18 protein-coding genes are annotated in these 15,340 nt (G+C 71.1%); 9 read left to right on the top strand and 9 right to left on the bottom strand.

Features of this window, described 5'->3' with window-relative positions; genetic code table 11:
- Positions 1–11 precede the first annotated feature (11 nt).
- Genes ACIA6C_RS23485 through dpgA form a run of 6 tightly spaced genes read right to left on the bottom strand, consistent with a single transcriptional unit; the run spans position 12 to position 5,925 of the window.
- Positions 12–224 carry a ferredoxin gene (locus ACIA6C_RS23485; RefSeq protein ID WP_399278625.1) on the bottom strand — a complete coding sequence of 71 codons (213 nt, stop codon included), beginning with the start codon at positions 222–224 and terminating at the stop codon, positions 12–14.
- Positions 225–238: 14 nt separating this feature from the next.
- On the bottom strand, positions 239–1,429 hold the full coding sequence (locus ACIA6C_RS23480; protein WP_399278623.1) for a cytochrome P450: 1,191 nt from the start codon (positions 1,427–1,429) through the stop codon (positions 239–241).
- A complete protein-coding gene (locus ACIA6C_RS23475; protein WP_399278621.1) occupies positions 1,426–2,721 on the bottom strand; it encodes a PLP-dependent aminotransferase family protein in 1,296 nt (431 codons plus the stop codon). The genes ACIA6C_RS23480 and ACIA6C_RS23475 overlap by 4 nt, the downstream gene beginning before the upstream one ends.
- Before the next feature lie 5 nt (positions 2,722–2,726).
- Positions 2,727–4,085 carry a (3,5-dihydroxyphenyl)acetyl-CoA 1,2-dioxygenase DpgC gene (gene dpgC / locus ACIA6C_RS23470; RefSeq protein WP_399278619.1) on the bottom strand — a complete coding sequence of 453 codons (1,359 nt, stop codon included), beginning with the start codon at positions 4,083–4,085 and terminating at the stop codon, positions 2,727–2,729.
- A complete protein-coding gene (gene dpgB / locus ACIA6C_RS23465) occupies positions 4,082–4,828 on the bottom strand; it encodes an enoyl-CoA-hydratase DpgB (protein WP_399278617.1) in 747 nt (248 codons plus the stop codon). Before dpgB ends, dpgC begins: the two co-directional genes overlap by 4 nt.
- Before the next feature lie 20 nt (positions 4,829–4,848).
- Positions 4,849–5,925 (bottom strand): 3,5-dihydroxyphenylacetyl-CoA synthase DpgA, encoded by a 1,077-nt coding sequence (dpgA, locus tag ACIA6C_RS23460; protein ID WP_399278615.1) that lies wholly within the window; start codon positions 5,923–5,925, stop codon positions 4,849–4,851.
- 106 nt (positions 5,926–6,031) lie between these two features.
- On the opposite strand from dpgA, the gene dpgD reads away from it, so the two are divergent.
- Positions 6,032–6,835: an enoyl-CoA-hydratase DpgD gene (gene dpgD / locus ACIA6C_RS23455; protein ID WP_399278613.1), complete on the top strand. Its 804-nt coding sequence runs from the start codon at positions 6,032–6,034 to the stop codon at positions 6,833–6,835.
- Between the two features lie 72 nt (positions 6,836–6,907).
- Here the strand turns inward: dpgD and ACIA6C_RS23450 are convergent, their stop codons facing one another.
- Entirely contained in the window at positions 6,908–8,068 is a 1,161-nt protein-coding gene (locus ACIA6C_RS23450; RefSeq protein ID WP_399278611.1) for a glycine amidinotransferase, read from the bottom strand.
- 196 nt (positions 8,069–8,264) lie between these two features.
- On the opposite strand from ACIA6C_RS23450, the gene ACIA6C_RS23445 reads away from it, so the two are divergent.
- The 7 genes from ACIA6C_RS23445 to ACIA6C_RS23415 all read left to right on the top strand — a co-directional run bounded on the left by ACIA6C_RS23445 (position 8,265) and on the right by ACIA6C_RS23415 (position 12,768).
- On the top strand, positions 8,265–9,305 hold the full coding sequence (locus ACIA6C_RS23445) for a methyltransferase (protein WP_399278609.1): 1,041 nt from the start codon (positions 8,265–8,267) through the stop codon (positions 9,303–9,305).
- Positions 9,306–9,344: 39 nt separating this feature from the next.
- Positions 9,345–9,560 (top strand): MbtH family protein, encoded by a 216-nt coding sequence (locus ACIA6C_RS23440; RefSeq protein WP_399278607.1) that lies wholly within the window; start codon positions 9,345–9,347, stop codon positions 9,558–9,560.
- A 117-nt stretch (positions 9,561–9,677) separates the two neighbouring features.
- Positions 9,678–10,085, top strand: a complete 408-nt coding sequence (locus ACIA6C_RS23435) for a hypothetical protein (RefSeq protein ID WP_399278605.1) — start codon at positions 9,678–9,680, stop codon at positions 10,083–10,085.
- Between the two features lie 363 nt (positions 10,086–10,448).
- A complete protein-coding gene (locus ACIA6C_RS23430) occupies positions 10,449–10,580 on the top strand; it encodes a hypothetical protein (protein ID WP_399278603.1) in 132 nt (43 codons plus the stop codon).
- A 189-nt stretch (positions 10,581–10,769) separates the two neighbouring features.
- Positions 10,770–10,934 carry a hypothetical protein gene (locus tag ACIA6C_RS23425; RefSeq protein WP_399278601.1) on the top strand — a complete coding sequence of 55 codons (165 nt, stop codon included), beginning with the start codon at positions 10,770–10,772 and terminating at the stop codon, positions 10,932–10,934.
- A 72-nt stretch (positions 10,935–11,006) separates the two neighbouring features.
- Positions 11,007–12,275: an MFS transporter gene (locus ACIA6C_RS23420; RefSeq protein ID WP_399278599.1), complete on the top strand. Its 1,269-nt coding sequence runs from the start codon at positions 11,007–11,009 to the stop codon at positions 12,273–12,275.
- 172 nt (positions 12,276–12,447) lie between these two features.
- A complete protein-coding gene (locus ACIA6C_RS23415) occupies positions 12,448–12,768 on the top strand; it encodes a hypothetical protein (RefSeq protein WP_399278597.1) in 321 nt (106 codons plus the stop codon).
- 25 nt (positions 12,769–12,793) lie between these two features.
- Here ACIA6C_RS23415 and ACIA6C_RS23410 read toward each other — a convergent pair whose 3' ends face one another.
- A complete protein-coding gene (locus ACIA6C_RS23410; protein WP_399278595.1) occupies positions 12,794–13,417 on the bottom strand; it encodes a hypothetical protein in 624 nt (207 codons plus the stop codon).
- A gap of 181 nt (positions 13,418–13,598) precedes the next feature.
- Here ACIA6C_RS23410 and ACIA6C_RS23405 point away from each other — a divergent pair, with 181 nt between their 5' ends.
- A complete protein-coding gene (locus tag ACIA6C_RS23405; protein ID WP_399278593.1) occupies positions 13,599–14,489 on the top strand; it encodes a serine/threonine protein kinase in 891 nt (296 codons plus the stop codon).
- On the opposite strand, the gene ACIA6C_RS23400 is transcribed toward ACIA6C_RS23405, so the two are convergent.
- Positions 14,399–15,241 (bottom strand): class I SAM-dependent methyltransferase, encoded by an 843-nt coding sequence (locus ACIA6C_RS23400; RefSeq protein WP_399278591.1) that lies wholly within the window; start codon positions 15,239–15,241, stop codon positions 14,399–14,401. The two genes, ACIA6C_RS23405 and ACIA6C_RS23400, sit on opposite strands and share 91 nt — an antisense overlap.
- Between the last annotated feature and the right edge of the window lie 99 nt (positions 15,242–15,340).

The raw sequence follows: 15,340 nt of genomic DNA, 5'->3' as shown, positions 1-15,340 counted from the left end.
GCGGGCGGTGATCAGGGCGTGGTGTCGGCCGCGGCGGCGGTGAGGATGGCCTGGACGGGGCAGAGTCCCGCGGCCTCGTGCACGGCTTCGTGCAGGTCGTGGGGCGGCCGGTCGTCGAGGAGGACGACGGTGCCGTCCTCGTCGTCCTGGTCGAAGACCTCGGGTACGGCCAGGGCGCACTGCCCGGATCCGACGCAGGCGTCGTGCTCGATGGTGATGTGCATGGGTGGGTGGGTCCTTACCAGGTGACCGGAAGGCGGTGGACGCCGTAGACGCTCATGTCCGCGGCGAGCGGGACCTCATCGGGCGGAACGGCCAGGGCGAGGGTGGGGAAGCGCCGGAACAGCGCGGGCAGGGCGGTGCGCATCTCCATGCGGACCAGGTTCTGGCCGAGGCACTGGTGGATGCCGTAGCCGAAAGCCATGTGGCCGGCCGTCTTGCGGGTGAAGTCCAGCCGGTCCGGGTCCTCGAACCAGGCCGGATCGCGGTTGGCCGCCGGGATCGACACGGTGATCGACTCACCCCGCCGGAAGAGGTGGCCCTCGAACTCCACGTCCTCCAGCGGCGTGCGCGGCACACCGAAGTGGAAGACCGAGAGGTAGCGCAGCAGTTCCTCGACGGCGTTGTCGGTGAGGGCGGGGTCGTCACGGAACACCGCGAGCTGGTCCGGGTGGGCCAGCAGGGCCAGGGTGCTCAGGCTCAGTGAACTGGAGGTGGATTCATGTCCGGCCGTCAGAAGCAGGACGCCGACCCCGGCGATCTCCTCGGCGTCGAGCGTGCCGTCCGCGGCCAGCATGGCCAGCAGCCCGTCAGCCGTACGGGCGCCGTCGCTCGCCGCGAGCCCGCGCAGGAACCCGTACAAACGGTCCATCGCCTCGGACGCCTCGGCGGCCGTCGCGTTGAGGCTGAAGAGGATCTCGCTGTTGCGCTGGAACTCGGCGCGCTCGCTGTACGGGACACCCAGCAGCTCGCAGATCATCAGGGAGGGCACCGGCAGGGCGAACGCCTCGACGAGGTCGAGGGGGCCACCGCGCTCGGCCATGGCGTCCAGCAGCTCTTCGACGATGCGCTCGATCTGCGGGCGCATCTCCCGCATGCGACGGGCGGTGAACTTGCCGGCCAGCTGCTGACGGAGCCTGGTGTGCTCAGGGGGGTCCATGTCGACCAGCCAGCCCGGCAGGGCGGGGGCCCCGTAGAAAGGGTCGGCCCCCGGCCGCGACACGGGGGCGCGCTTGAATTCCGAGCGGGCGCTGAAACGCTGGTCGGCCAGGAGCTTGCGGCCCAGGGCGTGGCTGGTGACCAGCCAGCCGATGTGGCCGTCGGGGTAGCGCATCCGCCGGACGGGTTCGTTCTCGCGGTACTTGGCGAGTTCGGACGGCGGGTCGAAGGCGTTGTGCCGCACGGTCGGGTGCGAATCGGTCTGGATCATCCCCGGATCTCCTTCGTCAGAAAAGCGGCGAGTCGCCGCACGCCTTCCTCGATCTGCCCGCGGTCGAGATAGCTGCATGAGAGCCGCATCTGGGTGTCGCCCGCGCCGTCGAGGTAGAACTGGTCCATCGGCGTCCACAGCACGCCGTACTTCGCCGCCGACACCTCCAGCAGCCGGGTGTCGGCGCGCACCGGCAGGTGGACGCGGATGAAGAACCCGCCTTCCGGCCGGTTCCACCGGATCCCGGGCGGCACCCGGCCGCCGCCGAGCTCGTGCTCGAGGGCCTCCGTCAGTGCCGTCAGGTTGCGCTGGTACAGCACGGCCTTGCGGCGGCTGAGTTCGACCAGGGAACCGCCGTGTTCGAGCAGCATCCCGGCGATGACCGCCTGCGCGAGGGGGGAGGTGTTGACGGTGACCATCGTCTTGAGGGCTGCGAGCTCGGCGGCGAGCGGCCGCGTGCCGCCCGACCCGGACCCCACGCGCTGGTCGGCCACGACGTAGCCGACGCGGGCGCCCGGGAAGGCGACCTTGGCGAACGTCCCGATGTGGATCACCCGGCGGCGGGTGTCGAGTGCCTTGAGCGGCGGGAGTTCGGTGCCCGCCCCGGCCGTGAACCCGTAGGCGTTGTCCTCCAGGACGTGGAAGTCCTCCCGTTCCGCCAGGTCGAGGAGCCCCCGGCGGCATTCGAGGGACATCCTGGTGCCCCCCGGGTTGGAGAAGTCCGGAGCGACGTACAGGGCGCGGATGGCGCGTCCTTGCCGTCGCGCCGCCCGGCACTCCTGTGCGAGGCGGTCGAGATCGATGCCCTGCTCGGTCTCGTCGACCGGGACGACGTCGATGTCCAGCAGCCGGGCCGCCCCCGTGATGCCCACGAAGCACGGGTTGGCGACGGCCAGCAGGTCGTCGGCCGAGGCGAAGAGCGCACGCAGGACCAGGAGCATCGCCTCCTGGGCGCCCACCGTGATGACGAGTTCCTCGGGTGCGCAGCCGATGCGGTGGTCCCGCCACAGCGCCTCGCTGACCACGTCGTTGACGAGGCCGCGGCTGGGCCCGTATTCGTAGAGGGTGCGGCGGGCCCGCTCGGGGCTGGTCCCCCGCTCCCGCAGGTGGGCGAGGTAGCGGTCCGTGTAGCGCTGGAGGTCCGCTCCGGGGAGGGTCTCGGGGTGCGGAGCGCCCGGCGCGAAGGAGATCGCTTCGGGGAAGCGCCCCATCACCTCGTTGAGGAAGCTGAGCGATCCCAGCACGGGCGCGCGCAGCGATCCGTGCAGCCGGGAGGGGTCGATTTCCACCATGCGGCTCAGCCCCGCTCCTGTGAACGCTGCCAGCGCCGCTCGACCTTGGCGAGGACGTCCTCGCTGTACGAGCGGGCGGCCTGGACCACCGCGAACTCGGCCAGGTAGGTGCGGTACAGGTCCAGCGGCTCCTCCGTGAGTCCCAGCATGCGCCGGTTGGCCGCGACGGCGGGACCGCTGAGTTCCCGTACGGCGCTCTCGACGGCCGCGTCCATCTCCTGTGCGGGCACGACCCGGTCGCAGACCAGGTGTACGTCGGGGTCGTCCGTGGTGATGCGACGGCCGCCGAGGATGACCTGGCGGGCCGTGCGGGCGCCGGTCAGCCGGCTCAGCCGCAGGTTCCCGAGGCCCGGCACGATCCCTTCCTCGGCGGCGGGCAGGCTGAGATAGGCGCCCTCCTCGGCGATGACCCGGTCGAGGACGAGCAGCAACTGCATGCCGCCGCCGATGGCGAAGGTGTCCACGGCGCCGATCCAGGGCTTCTGCACGGTCCGCTCCGCCCAGGCGGCTGCCCCGGGGTCGGTCAGCAGACCGCGGTACATCTTGTTGATGTAGCCCAGCTCCCGGCCCAGCAGGAAGCCGGTGAACGAGATGTCCCCGTTGCGCAGGTCCTTGAGGTTGATGCCGGCGCTGAAGACCCGGCGGCCCTCGTAGCGGGGGTGGTCCACCTCTCCGCCGCGCAGGACGCCGACACGTACCCGGTCGTCGAGCAGCACCAGGTCCACCGCCGTCTCCAGGTCGGCGATCAGGCTGTTGTCCTCGGCGTTGAGGCAGTGGGCGTTGCGGAACGTCACGTGGGCCGCCTCGCCGACCCGTTCGACCAGCACCCGTTCCAGCTCGGCCCGTCCCGTGGCACGGAACCCGTCGAGGAGCTCCAGGGCCCGGGGGCTGGGCATGAGCATGGCGTCGATGAGATGCGGTCCCGCGGTCTGCGAGCGCAGCACCGCGGCGCAGAAGATCGCCTGGTCGATCTCCCGGCCCTCCTTCTCGGCCTGGATGCAGGCGCCTTCGGCCGCCATCTGATCACCGCTGGGTACCAGTCCGGGGAAGCGCAGGGCCGCCGCGTCGAGCAGCCCGGTCAGGCGCTCGTGGCGCTTGCGCCCCTCGGTCAGATCGTCGTACACGGCCTCGACGTGCAGGGTCAGGAAGGAGCGGCGGGCCGCACGGCACGCGGTGAACACGCTCTGCGCGAGCGCGTCCTGCCCCTCGTCGCGAAGGGGTCTGGACGGCAGGGCGGCGAGCAGTTCCTCCCCGGCGGCGGCGAACGCCGCAAGGGTCTGTGCGTCGTCCGCGAGGACGCCGCCGAAGCGGGGGGCGGGGGCGGACCACAGGGGTGCGGTCCCGGGTGCGACGGCGGTGGTCATGCGACGGCTCCGGTCAGCTGCGGTGCAGTGTCCGCGACGACCGCGGCCGACGCCTCGTCCGTGGGCTCGGGGCTCTCGGTGCGCCCGGCTCCCGCCGCCGCCCGAAGTCGGCGCAGTTCGCGGTCGCAGGCGGCGAGGTGGAGACCGAGGGCCTCGTCGTACTCGGCGGAGACGGCTTCGGCGATCAACTGGCGGCGCAGCGCGGTCTCGCGGTTCGACAGACGGCCGGTGAGGGCGGTCGCGGTGGCGAGGGCCTCCTCGATGCCGTCGCCGACCTCGTCGATCAGGCCCAGGCCCACCGCCCTGCCCAGCGTGATGTCCGCGCCCCACATAACGATCTGCCGGGCCCGCTGCGCGCCCAGGTGACGGACGAGCCGGTACAGCGCCATGCCGGGCCAGAAGTGGCCGTCGTTGACCGGCAGCACGAGTCGCAGCCCGGTGGCGCCGATCCGGAAGTCGGTGGCGAGGAGCAGGTCCAGGGCCGGGCCGGCGCAACTCTCCGCAGCCACGGCGACGGTGATCGCGTCGAGCTTCTCCAGGCGGCGGACGGCCCGCTCCCAGCGGTTGACGGCCGAAACGCTGACGTCCCCGGGCCACTGCCGGTTCTCGCCTGCGCCGACGAGCCGCAGGACCACGGCGGTCTTCGCGCGGGAGGACTCGACCTCGTCGCACAGGGCCTGGACGGTGGCGGTCAGCTCGTCCAGGGGGCGGGCCGCGTCGATCTCCGCGATATTGCTGTTCATGAGTGCAGTAATTCCTTCCGTCACCAGGAGACCAGGGCCATTTCGATGGTCGATCCCGGCCCCATGGTCATAAAGACACCGAATTCACCGGGGGCGGTGACGCCCTCGGCACGCAGCCGTTCGTAGGAGAAGAGGAACGATCCGCTGGATACGTTTCCGTGGTCGCGCAGGACCCCGGTCGTGTGCCGTACGTCGTGCCGGCTGAGCCCGAGGTTGGCCCGGACCGCGTCGATCACTTTCTTTCCGCCCGAGTGGATGACCCAGTGGGCGATGTCGGACCGGCCGAGGCCCGTGCCCTCGAGGAGCCGGTCAAGTGCGATTTCCGCGTGGGCTCCGACCACGTAAGGGACTTCCGGATCGAGATAGAAGCTGAATTTTCCGTGGGCGTCGTCCCAGTCGTAGCGCATGGCGCCCACGGCCTCGGGAATGATGCAGCTGGAGAACCTCAGCAGGGCGGGATCCGAGCCGGCGGGCGCGGCCCGTTCGACGGGTGCGGCGTCCTCGGTGGGTGCCGGGGAGGCGGCGGGTGCCACGGCCGCGAGGGGCCGCGAGTCCGCCTCGGCCACCGCGGGCGCCATGACCGCGACCGCGCCGGAGCCGTCCCCGAAGAGGCTGTTGACCACGGATGAACGCATCGTGCCGTCGAAGACGTACGCCGCCGAGCAGGCCTCGATGCACACCAGCACCGCGAGTTCACCCGGGTGCGAGTTGGCCCAGGAGGCCACGGCGGTGAGGGCGTTGAGTCCCGCGTTGCAGCCCATTCCCACGACGTCGAGGCGGGAGGTGTGCACGTCCAGACCCAGCTCCTTGATGAGGAGCGCGGAGAAACCGGGTGTGAGCAGGCCCGTGGTCGTCGTGCAGCACAGGTAGCGGATGTCCTCCAGGGAGGCGCCCGCGTCCTTGAGGCACGCCTCGATCGCCTCCCGGCCCATGGCGAGGCCGTTGACCCGGTGCTTCTGCAGGAGTTCGCCCTGTGTCTCCATGGCCCGGGAACCGTCCGGCAGCAGTGGCGGCAGGGTCAGACCGCGGCGCTCGATGGCACTGTTCAGGAATATCGAGCGCACGCGCGGATCGGTGATTCCGAACTCGTCGAGCATCTCCTGCTGCGTGTAGGAAGTCTTGGGTACAGCAGTCCCGATTCCCGTTATCCTCGGCGGATTTGCTGTCAATTTCACACTTGCTCCCTGAGGTTACAATACTTCCATGCCAAAACATTCAGCGGTGCGGTACGAGAAGAATGACCACGTTGCCCGGATCACGCTCGACAGGCCCGAGGTCCTCAATGCGATGAACCTGTCGATGCACGCGGAGCTCGCTGAAATCTGGGACGATTTCGAGGGTGACGACGACATGCGGGTGGCGGTACTCACCGGCGCCGGCGAGCGGGCATTCTCCGTCGGTCAGGACTTGAAGGAACTGGCCGGCCGGGACCGCGCGGGCACCGCCGCCCCCGCCACCTTCGGCAGCCGCGGCAAGCCGGGCTGGCCCCGGTTGACCGAACGGTTCGACCTGGCCAAGCCGGTCGTCGCCGCCGTGCGGGGATACGCACTGGGAGGTGGCTTCGAACTGGCCCTGGCCTGCGACATCGTCATCGCTTGCGAGGACGCCTCCTTCGCCCTGCCCGAGGCCAAGCTCGGCCTCATGGCGGGCGCCGGAGGGGTGTTCCGGCTGACCCGGCAGCTGCCTTGGAAGACGGCGATGGGACACCTCCTCACGGGTCGCCCGATGGATGCCCGCCGGGCCTACGAACTCGGTCTGGTCAACGAGGTCGCCTCCGCCGACGGTTTCGAGGCGTGCGTCGAAGGCTGGGTGGCCGACCTCGTACGCTGCGCTCCGCTCTCGGTCCGGGCGATGAAGGAGGCGGCCACGAAGTCCGCGACGATGCCGCTGGAGCAGGCGTTCGCGACCCGCTACCCGTGGGAGGAGCGGCGGATGCACAGCAGGGACGCGGTCGAGGGACCGGCGGCCTTCGCCGAGAAGCGCGCTCCGCGATGGGAGGCCCGCTGAGGAACTGCCGGGCGCGGGCGGCTCGCCGACGTACTCGTCGGCGAGTGGCGCCGCCCCTGCGGCGCTCCCTCCTCAGCCGAGGTAGTCCTCGGCTCCGCCCTCGCGCACGGTGTCGAGGGTGAAGCAGTGGAACCCGCCGCCGAACAGCCGGCGATGCCGGTGCCGGACGGGCACGACGGTGAACTTGTGCGACTCCAGCAGCCGGATCAGCTCGGGGCACGCCTCGTTCACCAGCACCGTGTCGGGGCCGACGGAGAGTACGTTCAGGTCGATGAAGGGGCTGGTCAGGATGAGGTCGTCGTCCTCGTAGCGGGGGAAGTTGTCGACCGTCGGCCGGGGCGCCACGATCAGGTCCCACTTGCGCAGCAGCTCCGGCAGCTTCTCGGCCACCTCCTTCGAGCGGACCAGCAGGGTCCCGGGCCGCAGCGCGAGCACCATGCTGTCGATGTGGCTGTCGCTGAGCTGGTGCACCCGGTGGATCCGGAACCGGCCCTCCAAGTGCCGTTCCAGCCAGTCGACGGCCAGAGCGTGGTTGGCCGTCGCGATGTTGGCCACGATGTCCCGGCCGAGCCGCAGGCACTGCGCCCCGTCGAACATCATCTCCAGACCCACGTCGTACGGCGACGGCTGCGGGTCGGTGATGGGCTCGGTGGGTCCTCCCGCTGTGCTGGTCCGTACGTACGACAGGTCGAAGGACGCGTCGGTCATCATCGGGCGGGGCATGACCGTCCAGCGGGCCCCCTGCCGGAAGTAGTCCTGGAAGACGGGCTTGAGGAACTGCGTCTCGAAGTACCGTGAGCGGATCATCGGCGGGGTCTCGATGATCTCGTCACCCACGATCAGGGTGTTGTCACGCACGTTCAGCGGCGGGACCACCGAGGCGGACCAGCCGGGCGTGCGGACCTCGTTGGTCTGCGCCTCGAGGTCGCACGGCCGCAGGACCTTCACCGACAGCGAGCGGAGCACGCCGGCGAGCTCCTCCAGGTCCTCGTTCAGTTCGTCGACGTAGCGTTCCTTGATCGGCACCCGCCCGTCGCCCGGCCCGCGCGGCTCGTCCCCGCGCGCGGACAGCCGCGGGTAATACCACTCGGAGCGGGACGAGTTGTCCAGGGCCAGGTTGTCGTGGAAGAAGAGGTCGAACGACAGCTCCCGTTCGTGCGACACGTAGTTCCTGGCAGAGCCGACGATCACCTCCTTCAAGGGTGACCACTCGTCAAAGCTGTTCAGTTGCACGGTCCCTCATTTCCTGTATCCCGGCTCTCCGGCCGCTCCCGCCGGAACGCTACTGGGTGACCGGACACCCTCCACGACGGATGGCAATTATTTGCCACTCATCCGGCAACGCCTCGCCTCCCCGGCTAGGTTCGTCGTCGGCCAGGGACTCGACCCAGCCAGAGCCCGGCAGACGCAACGGAAAGTGACAGGCAAAATGGACACCTTGCACCACGGCGACCCGGTTTTCGAGCGTTTTCAGTTCCTGGTGAATGCCCCGGCGCTGTTCAACGCGGTCGCCACGGCGGTCGAGCTGAGGATCTTCCACTTCCTCGCGGACAATCCCGGTTCCACCCCCAAGGACATCCGTGAGTTCACCGACATGCCGCAGCACCAGCTGCGCGTCCTGCTGCAGGCGGTGTGCACGACCGGCCTGCTGCGCCGTGAGAACGGGAACTACTTCAACTCCGCCGTGGCGCAGGACCTGCTCGCCTCGGACGCGGAGGACAGCTGGGGCCACATCATCGTGGGCTGGAAGGAGGTCTACTACCCGGCCTTCGCCCACATGACCAAGGCACTCAAGGCCGGTACGAACACGGCCCTCGACGCCTACCCCGGTGACGAGCCGACCCTCTACCAGCGCCTTTCGCGCAATCCGGAGCTGGAGGCGGTCTTCCACCGCGCGATGAGCGCGTTCACCCTGCAGTCCCTCGACGCGCTCGTGGAACGCCCCGAGTTCGAGTCGGTGCGCAGGCTGCTCGACATCGGCGGTGGAGACGGGACCACCTCCGCCCGTCTGGTCGCCCGCCACCAGGACCTCAGCTCCACCGTCTTCGACATGCCGAGCGTCTCCAAGCTCGGCGAGGAGAAGGCCACCGCCGTCCTCGCGGACCGGGTGGAACTCCACCCCGGTGACATCTTCAACGACGAGTTCCCGCTCGGCAGCGACGCGGTTCTCTTCAGCCACGTCCTGGAGATCTTCTCCGAGGACCAGATCCTCGGCCTGATGAAGAAGGCGTACGACGCCCTCCCCGAGGGCGGAAAGGTATTCGTCTACGGATACAACGTCTCCGACGACGAGACCACCGGCATCTTCGGTGCCCGTCTCGGCCTCTACTTCAACGTCCTTGCCAGCGGCCAGGGCATGGCCTACCCGGCTCGGGATTACGAGGCGTGGCTGAGCCAGGTCGGCTTCACCGGCGTGCAGACCATCGGCGGACTGCCCTACGAGCATGGCCTCACGCTCGGCGTGAAGTGACCGCTCTCCGCCCTTCACTATCCCGAGGAGATCTCAACCGTGGCGAATCCTTTCGACGACCCCGACGGCCGTTTCCGCGTTCTGGTCAACGATGAGGGCCAGCATTCCCTGTGGCCCGAGTTCGCGGAGGTTCCGCAGGGCTGGACGGTGACCTTCGGCGTATCGGACCGGGCGTCCTGCGTGGAGCACATCAACGCCACCTGGACCGACATGCGACCGCGCAGCCTGGCGGCCCAGCTGGACCGAACCGCCTGATCCCCCTCTGTACGCCCGTCGCAGCGACGGCAATCGTCTGCTGCAGGAGTCAGAGACGATGATCGTGGGCTCGGTGCCGGCGCCCTCCGGGAACAGGCGGCGCTTGTGCTGGTCCTGATGGACCGCAGGGCCGAACTGGTCGTCGCACTCCTCGCCGTCCTCAAGACGGGGGCGGGCTGCCTGCCGCTGCATCCCGCTGTCCGCAGGATCCCGCGATCCGCACTGACCGGCCACAGGCCGCCCGGTGCACGGATGTACCGGACGGGCGACCGGGTCCGCCGGGCCGCGGACGGTCTGCTCGATTTCGTCGGCCGCGCCGACACCCGGGTGAAGACCCACGGGTTCCGCATCGAACTGCCGGAGGTCGAGTCCGTCCTGGCCGGGGACCCCGGCATCCGGCAGGGCGCGGTCATCGCCCGAGAGGACCGGCCCGGTGACGAGCGACTGGCGGTCTGCCTGGCCGGCGACGGCGAGGCGGACGTCGACGCCTTGGCCCGGCGGCCCGCCGGCTGCCCGAGTACATGACCTCGGCTGCCGTCGTGGTGCCGGACAGGCTGGGCGGTCATTCGCTGCTCGCGACCCGGGCTGATCAACCGTACCCGTACGGCGTTCGACTGCGAGCTGCCGGTCCGGGCGCTGTTCGAGGCACCGATCGTGGCCATGCCGGCCCGCTCGGCCGGGCCGGGAGGGCTCCGGGGATTCACTCGCGGTGCTCCTGCCGCTGCGTACGGGTGGTGAGCGGCGCCCGCTGTTCACCGTGGAGGGGTTCGCCGCCCTGGCACGGGAATGCGTGGACGGACCTGTCCGGAACCTTCGAATCCGGCGTGTTCGACGGCTCGATGGTCTTCTTCCGGGCCCCGGTCGACGCCACCGGACGATCCGGCGCCCGTGTGGACGCCGCACGTCGCCGGCGGCAGCGAAGTCCACGAGGTCGACTGCGCCCATGGCGCGATGACGGTGCAGGGCCCTCTCCCGGAGATCGGCCGCGTGGTCGCCCGGCACCTCGGGGACCTGCCGTGACCGCCCGTACGGCCGTCGGTCCGGCGGCGCCCGCCGCACACCCTGTGAGCACCCGGCAAGAGAGGGGAACCCCATGTCGCCCGGCAGCGGCCCGGATTGCGTCGTCATCGGCGTAGGGACCTCCACCCTGGCCCAGGGGGGCGGCTCGACGGGGCCGCGTGCGCCGCGCTCGCCGATGACGTCGTACGGATGCGTGCGCAGGACATCGCACCGGTCATCGTCAGCGGGGGCGCCGTCGCGGTCGGCGCCGCCCGTCTGGCGGCCGCGGGTACGGGCCGGCCGGCGCCGGGAGCCCTCTTCTCCGCGGACACGGGCGTGCGGCTGCTGCCGTCCGCCCGACCGGCCACCGCCTGATCCCTGCTCGACGCGCGTCGACCCGGCCGACCCGCGTCTCTGCCCGGAAGACCCACATGAATGGAGTGCAGCTTGCCCAGCACGTCGCCCATGCCGAAGGCGTTCCGCCGGCTGTGGCTCGCCTCAGGCGTGTCGTCCTTCGGCGACGGGGTCTACCTGACCGCGCTGCCGCTTCTCGCCGCGACCCTGACCCAGGATCCCGTCCTGCTCTCCGTCGTCACCGCGGCCGCCCTGCTCCCGTGGCTCCTGTTCGGCCTGATCGGCGGCGCGCTGGTCGACCGCTGGGACCGGCGGCGCATCATGTACCTCACGGACGCGGCCCGGGGCACGCTCCTCGTGGCGGCGGTGGCGGGAGCGGCGGCGGGCTGGCTCGGGGTGCCACTGCTGATCGCGCTCGCGTTCCTGCTCGGGATCGGCCAGATCCTCTTCGACAGCGCTGCCTCCGCGTTCCTGCCCGAGGTTCTGGACCGGGACCCCGCTCTGCTCAAGCGCGCCAATGCCCGGCTGCGCGGCACCATGGACGTACTCGACGGCTTCGCCGGCCCCCCGGCCGGAGCCGCCCTGTTCAACCTGGGCCGCACCGTGCCACTGCTCATCGACGCGCTGTCGTTCCTCCTCAGCTCGCTGGTGATCCGCTCGCTCCCGGCGGCCCCGCCCAAGCCCCCGGCGCCCGAGCGCTCCCTCCTCAAGGACGCGCGCGAGGGGGCGGTGTACCTGCTGCGGGACCCGCTGCTGCTCGGTCTCTCGCTGCGTCCGGCGCTCGGCAACTTCGCCTTCAGCGCGGGCGCTGCGGTCTTCGTCCTGTTCGCGCAGGAGAAGCTCCACTTGGGAGCGACGGGGTACGGCATCCTCCTCACCTCCGAGGCCATCGGGGGATTCCTGGGCAGCATGGCGTGCGGCTGGCTGAGCGACCGCCTGGGCACCGGACGCGCCCTGATCCTCACCGCGGCCGTCCTGACCGCGGCGCAGGCCGCGATCGGCCTTTCCGGCGGGCCCTGGCTGGTGGGCTTCGCCATGGCCGCGCGGGCCGGCGCCCTCGGCGCCACCATCGTGCTGTCCGCGACGGTGAGGCAGTCGATCGTGCCGGACGCACTCATGGGCCGGGTCGCCGCCGCCGGGCGGCTGATGTCGTTGGGCGCCGCGCCGGTCGGTGCGCTGTTGGGCGGCTGGCTGGCGAGCGTGGCGGGGCTGCGTGCCCCGTACCTGGTGGGTGCGGTGTTCCTGGCGTCCAGCACGCTGATCAGCCTGACGATGACCTCGAACCGCAAGGTCGCGCGGGCGATGACCGAGGCGGCCCGGTCCCGGCAGCCGGAAGGCGTACCGGCGGAGGTGGCTCCGTGATGCCGTCGAGGCTGGTGCGGAGGCTGCGGAGGCGACTGGCCGGGCTGCTGTGCTGCGGTACGTGTGTCGCGCTGCACGCGCGCGGAATCGGCCCGGCCGCCGACGCTGGTGCCGGGTCCCGGGCCGGGGCGCGGACCACGTGATGGGGGGCGTGTGGGGTTGCGCGGGTGCGGTGACCCTCCTCGCCGCCGCGCTGGTGACGCTGTGGTGGGCAGCCGGCGACGTCCTGCCCGGCCTCCCCCGGCTGCGTTGCGCGTTGCCGGCCCACGTCTTCGCCGCCGTCATCGCCGGTTTCGGCGGCGGGCAGGTCGTGGCGGGACGGCCCCCGCACTTGGGGATCCCATACGTCGCGCTGCTCTGCGGTCCGTGGCTGGTCGCCGCCGCCGTGGCCGGCGCGTGGCCGGGGCGCCGCGAGGAAGGTGGGTGCAAGCCGGTGGTGGCCCCGCTGGTCGCGCTGGTGGGCGGCTTCCTCGTGGTGGGCCTGATCCTCTGACCGGCGGGCGCCGTTCGCGTCGCGGCTACTGGAGCAGGCCGCGCTGGCCCGCCAGGTACCCGGCCTGGAAGCGGCTGCGGGCGTCGAGGGAGTCCATGAGCCGGGCCACCATCCGCCGGTATGTACGCAGGGCCAGGCCCATCTCCCGGGCGGCGGTCTCGTCCTTGGTGCCGAGTGCCAGCTGTCGCAGCACCTCCCGGTCCAGCGCGGTCAGCGCTTCTTCGGGCACCGGCCTGTCCTCGGGGCCGTTGGGGGCGGATGCCGTCAGCGAGTGCACCAGCATCGGCGTGAAGGGCAGGCTGTGACCGATGAGAGCGCCCTCGCTGTAGTCCTCCTCGTTCCGCGCCAGGACGACCACGGACCGGTCGATGATCACCATGCGCGGGCTGCGGCCGGGTGTGGAGTGGATTTCGACCCCTCGCCTCGCCAGCGCGGCCAGCTGGCGCTCCGGCAGCCTGTCGGTCCCGCGTGCGGCTGCCGGGACGTACATCTTCACGCTCACACCCGCGCTTCCGGTCATACCGTGCGCGGCCGTGACATCGACCTGGTCCTCCAGCGGCCCCTCCCCCGGCACCGCCAGCAGCACCTCACTGCGCGCCCCGTGAATGGCTCGGCGGATCTGCGCCTGACCGGCGAAGTTCATCTGCATGGCAGCCCCCTGTGTGCGTTGGCCCGGAGCATAGGAAGACCCTGACAAGCTTGTCAATTTCTTGCCAAGCGGTTGCCAAATCAAGCCCCCTCGTGGTCAGGTACGGGGAAACCGACGCGACCGGCCGCGTTGTTCCGCGCACTGCGTCGCCACGAGACGGACGTGACACCATCGAGGAGTGATGACCCACCCGTTCCAGCACGTCACGCACACCGCGTCCACCAGGCCGCTACTCGACACGCTGGGGAAGGTCTTCCGGACGTTCGACGACCAGGACTCGGGCTGCACCTCCTACGGGCTCGCGGCCGGCAGTGGCCGCTGGTTCGTGAAGACCGCTTCGACACCGGACACCGTCTCCTCACTGCGCAGGGCGGTGGCGGTCCACCATGCCGTGTCCCATCCGGCCATCGTGCCGCTGGTGCACACCTTCACGACGGATACCGGCCTGGCACTCGTCTACCCGTGGATGAGCGGCGAGGTGCTCTACCACCCGACGAGGTCCCGCCACGGTGGCCGGACGGTGGCCGGGAGTCCGATGGCCCGGTTCAGGGGGCTGGCACTGTCGCGGGTTGAGGCGGCGCTCGCGTCCGTCCTCGATGCGCACCTTGCCGTCGAGCAGGCCGGATTCGTGGCGGTCGACTTCTATGACGGCTGTCTGCTGTACGACTTCGACTCGCACCGCATGATGCTGTGCGACCTGGACGAGTACCGGCCGGGGCCGTTCACCGTCGAAGGCGAACGGCTGCCCGGGTCACGGCGGTACATGGCGCCCGAGGAGTTCGTGCGGGGCGCGGTGATCGACGCCCGGACCACCGTGTTCAACCTCGGCCGGGCGCTTCGGCTGCTTCTCGACGCCGGCGACGAGGAGGCGCGGTGGCGGGGCAGCCCCGGTCGGCTGGCCGTCGTCGGGCGGGCCACCGCGCCGGAGCCGGAGAGCCGGTGGCCCTCCGTGCGTGCGCTCGTGGAGGCTTGGGGTGGGGCTCAGCCGGTGGGGGTCCGGGGTTCCGGGCGGTGGCCCCAGGCCGTGATCATGCCGGGGGACAGGTCGGCGCAGTCGGGAGAGTCGAGGTAGCGGATCGCCGCGTCGATGTCCGCGTCGTCCACCAGGCCCGTCGCCGTCATCGCCTCCCTCGCCCGGTCCCACGTTCCCGCCCAGAAGCGGCTGATGGCGGAGCCCGGCACCAGCGGCGGGACGTGGACCTCGGCGGCCACGGCCTCCAGCCCCACCCCGCGCAGCAGCTGCGGGTAGCGCGGCGTCCAGGAGACGTCGGTGCCGATCGTGTCGTGCAGGCCCTGCCACATGGCCTGCACGGCCCGGGTGTACGGGCTCGGCGGGGCGGTGTCGGAGGCCGGGTCGAACGCGTCGCTGAGGACCAGCACTCCGCCGGGGACGAGCAGATCGGCGAGGGCCGCCATCAGGCGCTGCCGGGCGGGCAGGTGCATCAGGACGAAGCGGGCGTGGACCAGGTGGAACCGCCCGGGATCGAAGCCGGGGTCGGTGAGGTCCGCCTCCAGGAGGTCGAGACCGGGCTCGGGGCGGGCGGCGAGGAACCGGGTGTCGCGGTCCATGGCCAGCACCCGCGTGACGCCGAGCTCCCCCAGCAGCCGTCGGGCCACGCTCCCGGTGCCCGCCCCCACATCGAGGCAGCTCCACCCGGGCCCCGCGCCCAGCTCCCGCAGGCGGGCGATGGTGATGTCGTCGTAGGTGAGCGCCCCGAGGTCGATGCGCTCGTCCTCCCCGGCCCGCCCGGGCTGGAACACCGCCCTCCCGTACCGGCCGGAGGCCGGGGAGCGCGCGGGCACCTCACCGTCATCCGGACGCATTCGCCCACCGCCTCCCGTGCTCGGCGGGCGGCACTGCCCCCGCAAGGCCCGTCACTCGCAGTATCGGCCACAGGGCGGGGTACCGCAGCAGGGGAGGCC

This window comes from Streptomyces sp. NPDC051578, assembly GCF_044454045.1.
Taxonomy (GTDB): domain Bacteria; phylum Actinomycetota; class Actinomycetes; order Streptomycetales; family Streptomycetaceae; genus Streptomyces.
Note: the sequence above shows the minus strand (reverse complement) of the source record. Positions and strands in the feature narration are given on the sequence as shown.

Bases quoted from the DNA above. Each gene is read 5' to 3' on its own strand.
- ACIA6C_RS23485 (WP_399278625.1), bottom strand. From the start codon at position 224: ATGCACATCACCATCGAGCACGACGCCTGCGTCGGATCCGGGCAGTGC.
- ACIA6C_RS23480 (WP_399278623.1), bottom strand. From the start codon at position 1,429: ATGATCCAGACCGATTCGCACCCGACCGTGCGGCACAACGCCTTCGAC.
- ACIA6C_RS23475 (WP_399278621.1), bottom strand. From the start codon at position 2,721: ATGGTGGAAATCGACCCCTCCCGGCTGCACGGATCGCTGCGCGCGCCC.
- dpgC (WP_399278619.1), bottom strand. From the start codon at position 4,085: ATGACCACCGCCGTCGCACCCGGGACCGCACCCCTGTGGTCCGCCCCC.
- dpgB (WP_399278617.1), bottom strand. From the start codon at position 4,828: ATGAACAGCAATATCGCGGAGATCGACGCGGCCCGCCCCCTGGACGAG.
- dpgA (WP_399278615.1), bottom strand. From the start codon at position 5,925: ATGCTCGACGAGTTCGGAATCACCGATCCGCGCGTGCGCTCGATATTC.
- dpgD (WP_399278613.1), top strand. From the start codon at position 6,032: ATGCCAAAACATTCAGCGGTGCGGTACGAGAAGAATGACCACGTTGCC.
- ACIA6C_RS23445 (WP_399278609.1), top strand. From the start codon at position 8,265: ATGGACACCTTGCACCACGGCGACCCGGTTTTCGAGCGTTTTCAGTTC.
- ACIA6C_RS23435 (WP_399278605.1), top strand. From the start codon at position 9,678: ATGGACCGCAGGGCCGAACTGGTCGTCGCACTCCTCGCCGTCCTCAAG.
- ACIA6C_RS23425 (WP_399278601.1), top strand. From the start codon at position 10,770: ATGCGTGCGCAGGACATCGCACCGGTCATCGTCAGCGGGGGCGCCGTC.
- ACIA6C_RS23410 (WP_399278595.1), bottom strand. From the start codon at position 13,417: ATGCAGATGAACTTCGCCGGTCAGGCGCAGATCCGCCGAGCCATTCAC.
- ACIA6C_RS23405 (WP_399278593.1), top strand. From the start codon at position 13,599: ATGACCCACCCGTTCCAGCACGTCACGCACACCGCGTCCACCAGGCCG.
- ACIA6C_RS23400 (WP_399278591.1), bottom strand. From the start codon at position 15,241: ATGCGTCCGGATGACGGTGAGGTGCCCGCGCGCTCCCCGGCCTCCGGC.